The sequence below is a fragment of the Manganibacter manganicus genome, from assembly GCF_002075885.1.
In the GTDB taxonomy this organism is placed as follows: Bacteria; Pseudomonadota; Alphaproteobacteria; order Rhizobiales; family Rhizobiaceae; genus Mesorhizobium; species Mesorhizobium manganicum.
Genome location: NZ_MDET01000004.1, coordinates 1 through 13,433, shown reverse-complemented (window position 1 = coordinate 13,433; position 13,433 = coordinate 1). Strand labels below are relative to the sequence as shown.

At 61.4% G+C, this 13,433-nt stretch carries 11 protein-coding genes; 4 read left to right on the top strand and 7 right to left on the bottom strand.

Translation table 11 applies throughout. The features are described 5' to 3' along the window. Positions 1-9 precede the first annotated feature (9 nt). The 7 genes from choV to BFN67_RS24270 all read right to left on the bottom strand — a co-directional run bounded on the left by choV (position 10) and on the right by BFN67_RS24270 (position 8,734). Positions 10-1,191, bottom strand: coding sequence for a choline ABC transporter ATP-binding protein (gene choV, locus BFN67_RS03660; protein WP_080918266.1), 1,182 nt, complete (start codon positions 1,189-1,191; stop codon positions 10-12). Continuing rightward, positions 1,188-2,042 (bottom strand): choline ABC transporter permease subunit, encoded by an 855-nt coding sequence (gene choW, locus BFN67_RS03655; protein ID WP_080918265.1) that lies wholly within the window; start codon positions 2,040-2,042, stop codon positions 1,188-1,190. The genes choV and choW overlap by 4 nt, the downstream gene beginning before the upstream one ends. Positions 2,043-2,461: 419 nt before the next feature. Further along, positions 2,462-3,409, bottom strand: coding sequence for a choline ABC transporter substrate-binding protein (locus BFN67_RS03650; protein ID WP_080918264.1), 948 nt, complete (start codon positions 3,407-3,409; stop codon positions 2,462-2,464). 246 nt (positions 3,410-3,655) lie between these two features. After that, positions 3,656-5,344, bottom strand: a complete 1,689-nt coding sequence (locus BFN67_RS23865; RefSeq protein ID WP_139789018.1) for a hypothetical protein — start codon at positions 5,342-5,344, stop codon at positions 3,656-3,658. A gap of 10 nt (positions 5,345-5,354) precedes the next feature. Beyond that, on the bottom strand, positions 5,355-6,677 hold the full coding sequence (locus tag BFN67_RS03635; protein ID WP_080918261.1) for an HlyD family type I secretion periplasmic adaptor subunit: 1,323 nt from the start codon (positions 6,675-6,677) through the stop codon (positions 5,355-5,357). Then, on the bottom strand, positions 6,674-8,398 hold the full coding sequence (locus tag BFN67_RS03630) for a type I secretion system permease/ATPase (RefSeq protein ID WP_080918260.1): 1,725 nt from the start codon (positions 8,396-8,398) through the stop codon (positions 6,674-6,676). Before BFN67_RS03630 ends, BFN67_RS03635 begins: the two co-directional genes overlap by 4 nt. Before the next feature lie 84 nt (positions 8,399-8,482). Continuing rightward, positions 8,483-8,734, bottom strand: a complete 252-nt coding sequence (locus BFN67_RS24270; protein ID WP_158083466.1) for a hypothetical protein — start codon at positions 8,732-8,734, stop codon at positions 8,483-8,485. Positions 8,735-8,839: 105 nt separating this feature from the next. On the opposite strand from BFN67_RS24270, the gene BFN67_RS24265 reads away from it, so the two are divergent. The 4 genes from BFN67_RS24265 (at position 8,840) to BFN67_RS03605 (ending at position 13,207) form a co-directional block, all read left to right on the top strand. Then, positions 8,840-9,316, top strand: coding sequence for a hypothetical protein (locus BFN67_RS24265; protein WP_158083465.1), 477 nt, complete (start codon positions 8,840-8,842; stop codon positions 9,314-9,316). Between the two features lie 548 nt (positions 9,317-9,864). Continuing rightward, positions 9,865-10,128: a 30S ribosomal protein S21 gene (rpsU, locus tag BFN67_RS03615; RefSeq protein WP_080918258.1), complete on the top strand. Its 264-nt coding sequence runs from the start codon at positions 9,865-9,867 to the stop codon at positions 10,126-10,128. A gap of 123 nt (positions 10,129-10,251) precedes the next feature. Beyond that, positions 10,252-11,391, top strand: a complete 1,140-nt coding sequence (locus BFN67_RS03610) for a DUF2333 family protein (RefSeq protein ID WP_080918257.1) — start codon at positions 10,252-10,254, stop codon at positions 11,389-11,391. A 136-nt stretch (positions 11,392-11,527) separates the two neighbouring features. Then, positions 11,528-13,207 (top strand): formate--tetrahydrofolate ligase, encoded by a 1,680-nt coding sequence (locus BFN67_RS03605; protein ID WP_080918256.1) that lies wholly within the window; start codon positions 11,528-11,530, stop codon positions 13,205-13,207. The last annotated feature ends 226 nt before the right edge of the window (positions 13,208-13,433 follow it).

The following is a 13,433-nucleotide window of genomic DNA, read 5'->3' as shown; positions in this document are numbered from 1 at the left end:
AAAAACGCCCTATCGGCGCAGCACCGCGCTCAATACGTCGCGGATGCCGATGGCGCCGACAAAGCGCGACTGATCGTCGAACAGGGCGACGGGCGCCGTCTGCGAACGGTGCATCGCCAGCATGACAGCCTTCAGCGACGTGCCGGCCTTGGCCCAATAGACCTGATGCGCATCCTCCGGCAGCGTTTCGATCGGATCGCACGACGCCCAGATTGCCTGTTTGCCGTTGCGCTCGGCCGACGTCACCAAGCTGTTCCTGTCCAGCTTGAAACGTGTCGTATGGCGCCGGTCGAGCCACACCCATCCATCCTCGCCATGGTCGAGATCGCGCTTGTCGCGCATGACGTTCCACGCGGTGAGCACCGAAAGCGGATTCACATTGGCGATAAACTCGCGCACGTAATCGTTGGCGGGCGTCAGCACGATGTCTTCCGGCGCGCCGGTCTGCACGATGTGCCCGCCCTCCATGATGGTGATGTGGCTGCCGATCTTCAGCGCCTCTTCGAGATCGTGGCTGACGAAGATGATCGTCTTCTTCAGTTCCGCCTGCAATTGCAGCAATTCGTCCTGCAGCTTGGTACGGATCAGCGGATCGAGCGCCGAAAACGGCTCGTCCATCAAAAGGATCGGCGCATCGGTGGCGAAGGCGCGCGCCAAGCCGACGCGCTGCTGCATGCCGCCCGAAAGCTCGTGCGCGTATTTCTTGCCCCATTGCTCAAGGCCGACCAGCCGCAACTGCTTTTCCACCCGCGCCTTGCGCTCGGCTTCCGGCACATGCGCCAGTTCCAGCCCGAAGCCGACATTTTCCTCCACCGTGCGCCATGGCAGCAACGCGAATTGCTGGAAGACCATGGCCACCTGCTTCTGGCGGATGGACCGAAGCGTCGTCGCGTTACAGCCGGTAACGTCGACCATGCCCTCGCCCTGCTTGACCATGACATTGCCACGGGCCGGCACGTTAAGCAGGTTCACCGCGCGCAGAAGCGTAGATTTGCCGGAACCGGAAAGCCCCATCAGGACAGAGATTTCGCCCTCATTGACCGTCAGGTTGCAACCGGCACAGCCGAGAACCGCGCCCGTGCGGGCAAGAATGTCGGCGCGGCTGGCGCCTTCATCGATCATCTCCAGGGCGCGGGCCGTGTCGTCGCCGAAAACGATATCGACATTTTTGAACTCGACCGCAGCATTCATTGGTCGGCTCCCGTGCGCACGCGGCTCATACGGTCGAGGATGATGGCCAGGACCACGATCGCCAGTCCGGCTTCGAGGCCAAGCGGAATATTCACCGAATTCAGCGCCCTGACCACCGGCTTGCCGAGGCCGTTCGCGCCGATCAGCGCGGCGATGACGACCATCGACAGCGACAGCATGATGCACTGGGTCAGCCCGGCCATGATGGTCGGCAGCGCCGACGGCAGTTCCACCTTCCACAGCAATTGCCGTTTGGTCGCCCCAAACGCCTCGCCGGCTTCGATCATCGGCTTCGGCACCGACGTGATGCCGAGATAGGTCAGCCGGATCGGCGCGGGCGAGGCGAATATGATGGTGACGATCAGGCCCGGCGCCGCGCCGAGCCCGAACAGGATCAGGACCGGGATCAGATAGACGAAGGTCGGCATCGTCTGCATCAGGTCGAGCACCGGCTGGATATAGCGGTAGGACCGGGCGTTATGCGCGCTCCAGATGCCGATCGGCACACCGATGGCCATGGAGGCGGCAGCCGCCGCGACCACCAGGACCAGCGTCTCCACCGTTTCCTTCCACATGCCCTGATTGATGACGAAAAGAAGCCCGATCACCACGGTGAGCGCCAGTTTCCAGGATTTCTGCAGCCACCACGCCAGCGCGGCGATCAGCAGCACCAGAATGACCGGCGGCACCATCGTCAGAAGGTCGATGAGCGCTTCGAGAAACCAGGTCAGGCCCGCGGCGATGGAATTGAAGAACCAATTGAAATTGGTGGTCAGGAAGGTGAAGAACTCCTTGCCCCAATAGCCGATCGGTATCTTGAAGCTGGCGATCAGTGTCGAAACCGGATCCATGCCCCCACTCACTGGTTCAAAGCCTGACCCGAAAAGCCGCAGGCTATTCGGATAAGATCATGCGTTAAAACAAATGCCTGGAGCGCCGTGCGTTCAACTGAACGCACAAAGGACGCTCCAGCACCTTCAGGGAGCATCGGATAATCCGAAAACCGGCAACCACTTTTCGGTCCGATGCTCTAAGCGCCGTGCGTTCAACTGAACGCACAAAGGACGCTCCAACACTTTGACGGAGCATCGATAATCCGAGAACCGGCAACCACTTTCCGGTCCGATGCTCTGGAGCGGGATGGCGATTAATCGCACGTCATCCTGCCCTGCCGTCCCACCGTGCCGTTCATGGCACCTTTTTCTCCCTGAACAGGGAGAGGGGCGGATGAATTTCCGCCCCTTTCACTTTAATTCCCCAAACCGCGCGCTTACTTGGCGAACGCCGCCTGCACGGCCGCCAGGCCGTCCTTTCCGTCGAAGGTCGTCACGCCTTCCAGCCAGGGGCCGAGCGAATCGGGGTTCTTCTTCAACCATGCGGTGGCGGCAGCGTTGGGCTCGACGCCTCCATCCAGGATCTGTCCCATGATCTCGTTTTCCATCTTGAGCGAGAAGATGAGGTTTGTCAGGAACTTCCCGACATTCGGGCAATCTGTGGTGTAGCCGGCGCGCACATTGGTGTGCACGGTGGCGCCGCCATAGTTGGGGCCGAATACGTCGTCACCGCCGGACAGATATTTCATGTCGATGGTGGAGTTCATCGGATGCGGCTCCCAACCGAGGAAGACCACGTCCTGCTTGGACGGAACCGCCCTGCGCACAGCCGACAGCATGCCGGCCTCGGAGCTTTCAACCAGTTCGAAGTCGCCGAGATCGAACTTGTTGTTCTTGATCATGTCGAGGATCAGGCGATTGCCGTCATTGCCGGCTTCGATGCCATAGATCTTGCCGTCGAGCTTGTCCTTGAACTTGGCGATATCCTGAAAACTCTTGAGCCCCTCGTCATAGGTGTAGGTCGGCACGGCCAATGTATATTTGGCGCCTTCGAGGTTGGTGACGAGGTCTTCCACCGACTTGTCCTCGAGATAAGGCTTGATGTCGGCTTCCATGGTCGGCATCCAGTTGCCGAGGAAAACATCGATGTTCTTGGACTTGAGCGAGGCATAGGTGACGGGCACCGAAAGTACCTGCACGTCCGGCTCATAGCCCAACGCGGTCAGGATCACCGACGCCGTGGCCGTGGTCGAGGTGATGTCCGTCCAGCCGACATCGGAGAAATGCACCGCCTTGCAGCTTTCCGGTTCCGCGGCATAGGCCGCGCTCATGGAAAGCGTGACCGCCAGGCCGAGGCCGGCGACAAAGGACTTCATACGCGACATGGACGTTCTCCCATTGGGTTATTGGCCAAACGGATCTGATGGTCCGCTTTTTTTGCAACCAAACACCATTCTCTTGGAGTTTCAAGCCGCAAGCCTTCGTGAAAGGCGTCGCCGCCTGACCTATCGGCGACATCTCGGGCTTTTTAGCCGCATGAGCTTGTGCCCAAATCCCTTTCAGCGCGCGGGAAAACAAAAGCCCTGCCGTCCTGCGACGGCGGGGCTTTTGGCCGGTTAACGCCAACCGGTTCAAACAAGCATGTTCAGCAATGACCCATGCGAATTGCCAACGTCATGGTGTTCTTCGGTCTCGAAATGCGCCTGGCCGACGAAGTCGACCTTGGGGACGATCACACCGAGAAGGCTGGAGCCCAGATCAAGCACATCGCTCACGCCCGCCAGGCCGCCCGCATCGTCGGATGCCGCAGCCATATCGGTTGCATGAGACGCGCCGGCATCGGCCACGCCTGAGTCGTTTCCATACGACATATCGGAGGCTGCCGCCGGAACTGTGTCGGCATCGCTCGACACTTCGGATGCGAGTTGAACAGGCGCCGGATCGTTTGCGCCATCGCCTCCCAACCCCAGTAATCCTCCCACCAGTCCGGTGACGTCATGCACGACATCTCCCACTGCGTCTGCCGCATCGGACACCACAGTGCCCACCGCGCCGGTCACATCGGACACGGCACCGGCGGCGGTTTGCACAATAGATACGGCATCGTTCGCAATATCGGTCACCGCTTCAACAGGCGAACCATCCGCGGCATCCCCGGACCCTAGGACACCCGCCAGAAGATCGGTAGCGCCATGCACGGCATCTCCCACCGCATCAGTCACACCATCCACGACACCTACGGCGGCATCCGCCACATCGGATACGGCATCGAATGTGGCATCTACGATTGTCGCATCACTTCCCGCATGGTCTCCGGAGCCCAGCACACCTGCCAACAGATCGGTGGCGCCGTCCAGAGCACCGCCTACGGCACCCGTCACACCAGACAGCAGGCCGCCATCGTCCTGCCCACCACCCAAAAGATCATCCACGGTCGAGACGAGATTGGGAACAAGACCGTCGTCTCCGACCAGAATATCCGTTACCGGGGTCAGTACACCATCGAGCGTACCGGTTACGCCGGACAGCAACCCGCCGTCCTGTCCGCCGCCCAAAAGACCATCCACGGTCGCGACGAGATCAGAAACAAGGCCATCCTCGCCAATCAGCGAGCCGACGATGGGATCGAGCACCGGCGAAAGTCCACCCAGCACCGGCGAAAGAAGCCCGTCGCCATCCGGTCCGCCGTCCAGCAGGCCGAGAACGGGTTCCAGAACTCCCGTAACGGTTCCACCGATGCCATCCAGCATCCCGCCGACAAGCTCCCCCGCTCCATCACCGCCCGTTTGACCGCCGAGATGGTCCGTGGAGGGTATTACGGAAGAGCCGGAACCGGCGGCCTCCGACGGCAACGAGGCGGTATGCATGAAATCTATGCCGCCAGCCGCATCCGCCGAAACCGAGCCAGGCTCGCCGCCGTCCTGCGCGGCGGCCTGCACCGGCGCATCCGCATTGGCCGGCGCGGCAGGGCCGTTCACATGAATCTGCGCCTGCGCATTCACGTCGAGCGTATGGGCCGCAGCCTGCTGATGGGCGCCCAGATGCAGGTCGGACGTGGCCGCATGCTCCTGCTGGGCGGCCATGGCGGCCGAACCGTGATCGTCGGCACTATCCGCTCCCGATTGGGCGCTTTCCTCATTAGCCTGCGCCGCATGCGCCTGTTCGTTTTGCAGAAGTTCGATCCCCAGGCCGATGGCCCCGGCAACGATGCTGAACGTGAACGTTCCGTCGGAGCGGGTGTTTGCCCGTTCGATCTCAGCTTTAAGGTCAAGCTGCTCGTTCTTCTGTGAAACGCTTACTTTGCTCTTTGCCGCAGACATGGCCGTTTCCTCACTTTTCGCGAAATGCCAATCCAATTTCATCAAGCAGCGGCCCCAGCAGATAGGAGGCAAGCGTCCTCGATTGGGTCGCGACCACCACTTCCGCCGGCATGCCCGCCTGCAAACCGACTTTCGATTTCTTGACGTCCTCGGGGTCCAGCTTGACGCGCACCGAGAAATAACTCGCGCCGGATGCCGGGTCGGTAATCTTGTCCGCCGAAACGGAAATCACGGTGCCCGTCAATTGCGGCCGCACGGTCCGCGGCACACCTGAAAGACGCACATCCGCGGTAAAGCCGGGCTGGACGTCGTTGATGTCGTACAAGGGCAGGCGCGCCTCGACGATCATCGGGTCGTCCGCCGGCACGATGTCCATCAGCCGGGCGCCGGCCTGCACCACGCCACCCTCGGTGAATATGGACAGCCCGACGATCGCGCCGCCCATCGGGGCACGGATGACCGTCCTGTTCAATACGTCCTGTGCGGCTTCGAATCTCGGAAGGGCTTCGGCGAGCGACGATTGCGTGGTGCGCAACTGCTTGGTGATGTCCATCACGCGGTCGCGCTCCTGCTTCGCAACCGACAGTTCGGCTTCCCCGATCGCCTGCTCGGCTTCGGCGAGATCGGCCACCCTCGAACCCCTGTCGGCCAGCATCTTCGCCGCCATCCGCTCGAGCGCCAGAACCCGCGTCTTGGGGCCGTATCCGGAGGACAGGAGCTTGCGCGCGCCCTTCAACTCCTCCTCGACGGAGTCGTGCTGGCGTGTGAGCCCCAGAATCTGGGCCTTGAGCCCGGCGATCTTCTCCTTCAACTGCGCGACCTTCGAGGTCAGGATTCCGGTTTCGGCTTCATATTGGCGGGAGCGGGCCAACATCACCGCCTGCTCATTGGCAATCGCCTGGCTCATGCCGGCACGTTGCTGGTTTTCCTCGCCGAACGCTTCGAGCGGCGCCGGCCCGGTTCCGTCGCGCTCGCAAATCAGCCGTTCCTGCTGCGCCAGCAGGGCGACGACCTCCGCATTGGCGACATCGAGCTTGGCCCGCGCCTCGGTGTCGTCGAGCTTGAGCAGGACCTGGCCCTGCTCGACATGCTGCCCTTCGTTGACGAGTATCTCGTTGACGACGCCGCCATAGGGATGCTGGACCGATTGCCGCTGCGCTTCGACCTGCAGGCTGCCCTCGGCGATGGCGGCGCTCGACAAGGGCGCTGCGTAGCCCCAGACGACGAACATGAGCACGAAGCCCAGCACAGCCGCGAGCCCCCAAAGCGCCGGCCGCGCCGGGTCATTGTAGCTCAGCCCACCGATCGAGATACGCTGGGCCAAGGTACTCATGCCTGCCCCCCTGCGCGGATCATCAGCCGCCCGATTTCCTCGCGCGACCCGATCCGCTCGACCGCCCCCGACCTCAGGACCAGGACGGTATCCACAACGCGCAGAATGGCCGGCTGGTGCGTGATGACGATAATCGTCGTCCCCTGCGCCTTCATCACCATCAGGGCCTGGCTGAGCGCACTTTCGCCGGTCACGTCGAGATGGGCGTTCGGCTCGTCCAGAACCAAAAGCTTAGGTCTGCCCAGCAGGGCGCGCGCCAGGCCGATGCGCTGCCGCTGCCCTCCGGACAAGCCGAAACCGCCCGGACCCAGCATCGTGTCGTACTGCTTCGGCAAGCCCAGCACCATGTCGTGAATGCCCGCCAGCGTGGCCGCCCTGATCACCTGTTCGATGGGCGCTTCCGTAAACCGCGAGATGTTTTCCCGCACGGTACCGGCAAAAAGCCCGACATCCTGCGGCAGATAACCGGTGATCTGTCCGAACTCCTTGGGATCCCAGTGCGCGTAGTTGAGGCCGCCAAACCAGAGTTCGCCATCCGAGGGCTTCAAGGCCCCGATCATCAGTTTCGCAAGCGTGCTCTTGCCGGACCCGCTCGGGCCGACGATGCCCAGCGCCTCGCCTTCGGCCAGCTTGAAGGAAATATCGGAGAGAATGGATTTGTTGCGTTGGGCCGCCTGATAGGTCAGGCCCTTCACATCGAGCGCGGTCTGCGTGACCGGAACGATGGTCTTGAAATCCGGCGCCGGATTCTCCTCAAGGATATCGCGAACCCGCTTGTAGCCGGCCCTCGCGGCGCCGGCCTGCTTCCATGCCGCGACCGACTGCTCGACCGGCACCAATGCGCGGCCCATCACGATGCTTGCCGCGAAGATGGTTGCCGGGCTCAGCTCGTGATAGATCGCCAGCCAGGCGCCCGCCCCCAGCATGAGCGACTGCAGAAGAATACGGGCAAAGCGGATGCCGGCCGAGATCATGGCGTTGCGGTCGCTGGCGAACGCCTGCTGCCGCAGCATGCCGACCCTGCTGCCCTGCCAATGCTGCTCCACGGCCTGCTGCATGCCCATCGCACTGATGACGTCGGCATGCTGCATGATGTTTTCAGTGAAAACGAAGGATTTCCGCGCCGCCGCCTGGGCCTCCTCCATCGGCTGCCTGGTCATGCGCTCGTTGACGAACGCCAGCCCCAGAAGCAGGGCAGCCCCGACGGTCGCCACGAGACCCAGTATCGGATGAATGAAATAAAGCAGCCCGAGATAAAGCGGAATCCAGGGCATGTCGAAAGCGAAGTAGATGCCCGGTCCGGTGATGAAAGTACGAAAATCATCCAGTTCGCGCAGCGGCTGTGCGCCTTGCGAATAACCCTGCCGCGACGATTTCTGGATCAATGCGGAAAAAACCCGGCCGGCCAGCTTCTGGTCCAGAAGGATGCCGCAGCGGATGAGAATCTGCGCCCGCACCATGTCGAGAACCGCCATGACGAACAGCGCCGCCGCAAGAATGACGGTCAGCATGGCCAGCGTCGTGACATTCTCGCTGAGAAGCACGCGGTTATAGACCTGCATCAGGTATATCGGCGAACTCAGATAAAGAAGATTGATCGCGCTGGAAAAGGCTCCGGAAATTATGAAATAGGTCCGCAGCGTGCGCAACGCAGATGCAATTTCGTTGCCGGATTCCTTTTCGGCAAGCCCAAAAGCAACGGAAGCATCAGCTAAAGCCATCCTAACAGCCACCCGCCTTGCTGTTGCCAGGAATTATTCAGGGGAACAGCGTGAGCCGTCCCCCTGAATTTTCAGTTACTTTGCTTAGAGCAGACCACCGAGCAGCCCGCCGTCACCGAGCAGATCGGGAAGCTGCGTGCCGAGAAGCTGCAGGTCGATCGGATGATCGGGATCAGCAAGAATCGTACCGGTCAGGATCGGGCTGAGGCCATCCGGTCCGGCATCCAAGACCAGCAGGTTGCCGGCGCCATAGGAACCGCTGAGCAGGTCCGCGTCCAACAGGCTGTGCCCGTTGATCTCCGGCAATATCCCGATACCGATTGCACTGTCCTGCATATCGGCGCGAGGCGCCGAATCGAGATCGAGATCGATCAGAGGATTGCCGTGGCCGGGACTATCCGGCGTGTTGAGAACGCTGCCGGTGTCGATCAGCGTATCCCCATGGCTGCCGAGAAGGCCGTTGTCCTCATCGCCGAGGACGCCGCCAAGGATGTCGCCGACGCCGCCGAGAGCGCCATCGGCAAGACCACCGGTTACGCCGCCGAGAAGACCGCCTTCGCCACCGAGAACGCCGCCCAGCAGGCCGCCATCTTCGCCGCCAAGAACACCGCCGAGAAGGCCACCGACCAAGCCGCCATCCTCGCCACCGAGAACGCCACCCAGAAGACCGCCGCCCTCACCACCGAGGACGCCACCCAGCAGGCCACCATCTTCGCCGCCAAGAACACCGCCGAGAAGGCCACCGACCAGGCCGCCATCCTCGCCACCGAGAACGCCACCCAGAAGGCCACCGCCCTCGCCGCCAAGAACACCGCCTACGACGCCGTCGACCAGGCCGCCATCCTCACCACCGAGAACACCTCCCAGGAGACCGCCGTCGTCGCCGCCACCTCCCAGGATACCTGTGAGACTTCCTAACAATGACATGTCCAAGCTCCATTCCTCATGAGAATCTACGATAGGTATGCTATCACCCTTATGATGGGCTTGAAACATCAATTGTACTAAAGATTAACATTCGTATAAATCTATTCCATCAATTTTGATTAAAATTCGGCGCTCATAGCTCTCAATTTCAAACATTACATTTTACAATATTAGGTTTCTATAATATTAAATATTAGACAGATATTGAGCAGCGCGTGGGAATACACATATTTCATAAGGTGCCGCATTGCGGCCTCATTCTCGACCGCGCAATGCCTAATTTCGTACCGGAACCTTTCAGCCCGCGGGGGCATTGGGCCGGCACGAAACGGCGGTCGCAGCCGCAGCGCCTTCGTGGACAGGTCGAATCGGAATTCGGCGACGACGTCGAATGCTGAAGCCATGCAATCCACTGAAAAGACGAAGGAAAACCGTCAAGACGTGCAATATGTGCAGCCAGAGCCTATATGAACGCCCATGCGAAGGGCGCTTTACGTCACGACGCCGATTGAAATCTCCAACGAAAAGAAGGAAGAGCATTGCAGGTTCTCGTACGCGACAACAATATCGACCAGGCACTGAGAGTGCTGAAGAAAAAGATGCAGCGTGAGGGCGTTTTTCGCGAAATGAAAGCGCGCCGCTCCTATGAAAAACCATCCGAGAAGCGCGGCCGCGAAAAGGCCGAAGCCATTCGGCGCTCCCGCAAGGCGGCACGCAAGCTGGCCATTCGCGAAGGTCTGATCGCCGGCCCGCCCAAGAAGCCGCGCCCCGACGCCCGCAGCACCCCCCGCCCCCAGGCCTGAGTTCTACACCCGGTCTTGCCGGAGCGTCAGCGGCTTCATGTTGCCGGCGCTCCCAAAAGCCCTTATCTGATGCCGCACAGGGCGTAGCGCCCCTCTCTTTATGGCCAGAAAGGGTGAGATAGCATGCACGATCCGATCGTGACCTTCGTCGCCCGCCTGTTCCAATGGCTTGGCCGCGGCATCGGCTTTGCTTTCGGCATCGTGCTTTGGCCGTTTATGCGCTTCGGACGCTGGCTTTCCGGGCGCGGCTTGCTGTTGAAGACGGGCTTCGGCGCGCTCGCGATCGTCCTCCTCTGCCTTTACGGCTATTTCTTCTACGTCACCCAATGGTGGACGAATTTCAATCCGGACTATCCGGTCGCATGGATAAATGCGGCTGACACCACGGCTGCCGGCGATCCCGTGCAGCCGGCACCGGAAGCGCAGGCGCCCACCAATGAGGTGACTGCCGCAGCCAGTTGCAAACCATCGGCGATTGCCGCGGTCTCTGCCGACCTGGTCGATTTCAACGTCAACCAGAATGCATGGATTTCGTCCATGCTGGTCTCCAAACTCGGTCTTTTCGGGATAGATTGGCGCAGAACCCCGTTCTTCGACAACAAGGCCGCTTTCCAGCTCGGCATCAATCAGGTGATGCGGCGCACCACCACCGAACTGGTCGACACGCTCGGCCGCGTACGCGGCACCTCCCAGATCGACCAGAACCTGCAGGACGCCCGCACGGCGCTGGCCTGGAACGAGGACGCCTGGTATATCGGCTGGCGCGGCCCGACGCGCCCGACGCCGAGCGTCTATCGCGACGCCATCCGCAAATTGCGCGCCTTCAACGCCAGCCTGGAAAAATGCCAGGCGACATTCGATGCGCGCGCCGACAATCTCATGCAGTTCCTCGACCGCATCGCCAGCGACATCGGCTCCACGTCGGATATTCTGCGCGCCCGCATCGAGGCCTCCAATGCCGGCTGGTTCGACATGCGCGCCGACGACCGCTTCTGGTTCGCCTATGGGCAGCTTTATGCCTATTACGGAATTCTGGTCGCCACACGCTCCGATTTCGCCGCCGTCATCGCCGAGCGCAATCTGACGACGCTATGGACGCGCATGCAAAAACAGTTGCGCAACTCGCTCGACGTTCAGCCATGGATCATCTCGAACGGCAGCGAGTCGAGCTCGTTCTTCCCTTCGCATCTGGCCACCATGGGTTTCAGCCTGTTGCAGGTGCGCTCCAACATCGTCGAGATCAGGTCGGTGCTCGACCGCTGACAAACGGGCCGGGCCGGGCCTGTCGCATTTCGCGCATTACGCGCCTGTTTTGAGACGGCCAAGAGCCCTCTGCGGCGTTTCTATGCACCCCTTTCGAGCGAAGGTCGCTCAAACGGAACCATAATGGGGAGCCTCCATGGCGGAATTCAAGAGCGACATCGAGATAGCGCGCGCAGCGAAGAAGAAGCCGATCCAGGAGATTGGGGCGAAGATCGGGATATCGGACGAGCATTTGCTGCCTTACGGACACGACAAGGCGAAGGTTTCGGCTGATTTCATCAGATCGGTGCAGGGCAAGCCGGATGGCAAGCTGATCCTTGTGACGGCGATCAACCCGACGCCTGCGGGCGAGGGCAAGACGACGACGACGGTTGGGCTTGGCGACGGGCTGAACCGGATCGGCAAGAAGGCCGTGATCTGCATTCGCGAGGCCTCGCTCGGGCCGAACTTCGGCATGAAGGGCGGTGCGGCCGGCGGCGGCTATGCCCAGGTCGTGCCAATGGACGACATGAATTTGCACTTCACCGGCGACTTCCACGCCATCACCTCGGCCCACAACCTGCTTTCGGCGCTGCTCGACAACCACATCTATTGGGGCAACGAGCTTGGCATCGACACGCGCCGGGTGACGTGGCGGCGGGTGATGGACATGAACGACCGGGCGCTGCGCCAGATCGTGTGCTCGCTGGGCGGGGTGGCCAACGGCTATCCGCGCGAGGCCGGCTTCGACATCACGGTTGCCTCCGAAGTGATGGCGATCCTGTGCCTGTCGCGCGATTTGAAGGATCTGGAAAAGCGGCTCGGCGACATCATCGTGGCCTATCGGCGCGACAAGACGCCGGTGTTCGCGCGTGACCTCAAGGCGCCGGGCGCGATGGCGGTTCTGCTCAAGGACGCGCTTCAGCCGAACCTTGTGCAGACGCTGGAGAACAACCCGGCCTTCGTGCATGGCGGCCCGTTCGCCAATATCGCCCATGGCTGCAACTCGGTGATGGCCACGACCACGGCGCTGAAGCTTGGCGAATATGTGGTGACGGAGGCCGGCTTCGGCGCCGACCTGGGTGCGGAGAAGTTTTTTGACATCAAGTGCCGCAAGGCGGGGCTGAAGCCGGCGGCGGCGGTCATCGTGGCGACGGTTCGCGCCATGAAGATGAATGGCGGGGTCAAGAAGGACGATCTGGGTGCGGAGAATGTCGAGGCGGTGAAGAAGGGCTGCCCGAACCTTGGCCGCCATATCGAGAACGTGCACGAGTTCGGCGTGCCCGTGGTGGTGGCGATCAACCACTTCCATTCCGACACCGATGCCGAGATCAAGGCGCTGCAGGATTACGTCAAGACGCTCAATGCCGACGCGATCGTGTGCAGGCACTGGGCCAATGGCTCGGCGGGCGCCGAAGATCTGGCCAAGAAGGTTGTGCAGCTTGCCGAGTCGGGTGCTTCGCAGTTTTCGCCGCTTTATCCGGACGATCTGGGCCTGTTCGACAAGATCGACACCATCGTCAAGCGCGTCTATCGCGGCGAAGGCGCGATTGCCGACAAGAGCGTGCGCGACCAGTTGCACCAGTGGGAAAAGCAGGGTTACGGCAATCTGCCGATCTGCATGGCCAAGACGCAATATTCGTTCTCGACCGACCCGAACCTGCGCGGCGCGCCGACCGGCCATGTGGTGCCGGTGCGCGAGGTGCGGCTTTCGGCGGGTGCCGGCTTCGTGGTGGCGATCTGCGGCGAGATCATGACCATGCCGGGCCTGCCCTCGAAGCCGTCGTCGGAAAACATCCGCCTCAACGCCGACGGCCAGATCGAAGGCCTGAGCTGAGCGGCAAAGGTTCTGCAGATCCGGCGATGGGTCAAATCCCAACAATCGGATTGCAACAATAGACCCAACAATAGCGAAAGGCGCCAATCGGCGCCTTTCCTGCTTTGGCACCCAGTTTTCTGGGCGTTGCCCCTCGATTTTCGGCCCTTCACGCGCCATCAAGGCACCACGCCACATCAGGGAGCCAACAATTGAACAAAACAATCGAACGCATCACAGGCGATAC

Excerpts from the sequence above, each read along its gene's own strand:
- choW (WP_080918265.1), bottom strand. The coding sequence starts at position 2,042 with ATGGATCCGGTTTCGACACTGATCGCCAGCTTCAAGATACCGATCGGC.
- BFN67_RS24265 (WP_158083465.1), top strand. The coding sequence starts at position 8,840 with ATGGCTGCCGAGAAGGCCGTTGTCCTCATCGCCGAGGACGCCGCCAAG.
- BFN67_RS03650 (WP_080918264.1), bottom strand. The coding sequence starts at position 3,409 with ATGTCGCGTATGAAGTCCTTTGTCGCCGGCCTCGGCCTGGCGGTCACG.
- BFN67_RS03610 (WP_080918257.1), top strand. The coding sequence starts at position 10,252 with ATGCACGATCCGATCGTGACCTTCGTCGCCCGCCTGTTCCAATGGCTT.
- choV (WP_080918266.1), bottom strand. The coding sequence starts at position 1,191 with ATGAATGCTGCGGTCGAGTTCAAAAATGTCGATATCGTTTTCGGCGAC.
- BFN67_RS03605 (WP_080918256.1), top strand. The coding sequence starts at position 11,528 with ATGGCGGAATTCAAGAGCGACATCGAGATAGCGCGCGCAGCGAAGAAG.
- BFN67_RS23865 (WP_139789018.1), bottom strand. The coding sequence starts at position 5,344 with ATGTCTGCGGCAAAGAGCAAAGTAAGCGTTTCACAGAAGAACGAGCAG.
- BFN67_RS03635 (WP_080918261.1), bottom strand. The coding sequence starts at position 6,677 with ATGAGTACCTTGGCCCAGCGTATCTCGATCGGTGGGCTGAGCTACAAT.
- BFN67_RS24270 (WP_158083466.1), bottom strand. The coding sequence starts at position 8,734 with ATGCAGGACAGTGCAATCGGTATCGGGATATTGCCGGAGATCAACGGG.
- BFN67_RS03630 (WP_080918260.1), bottom strand. The coding sequence starts at position 8,398 with ATGGCTTTAGCTGATGCTTCCGTTGCTTTTGGGCTTGCCGAAAAGGAA.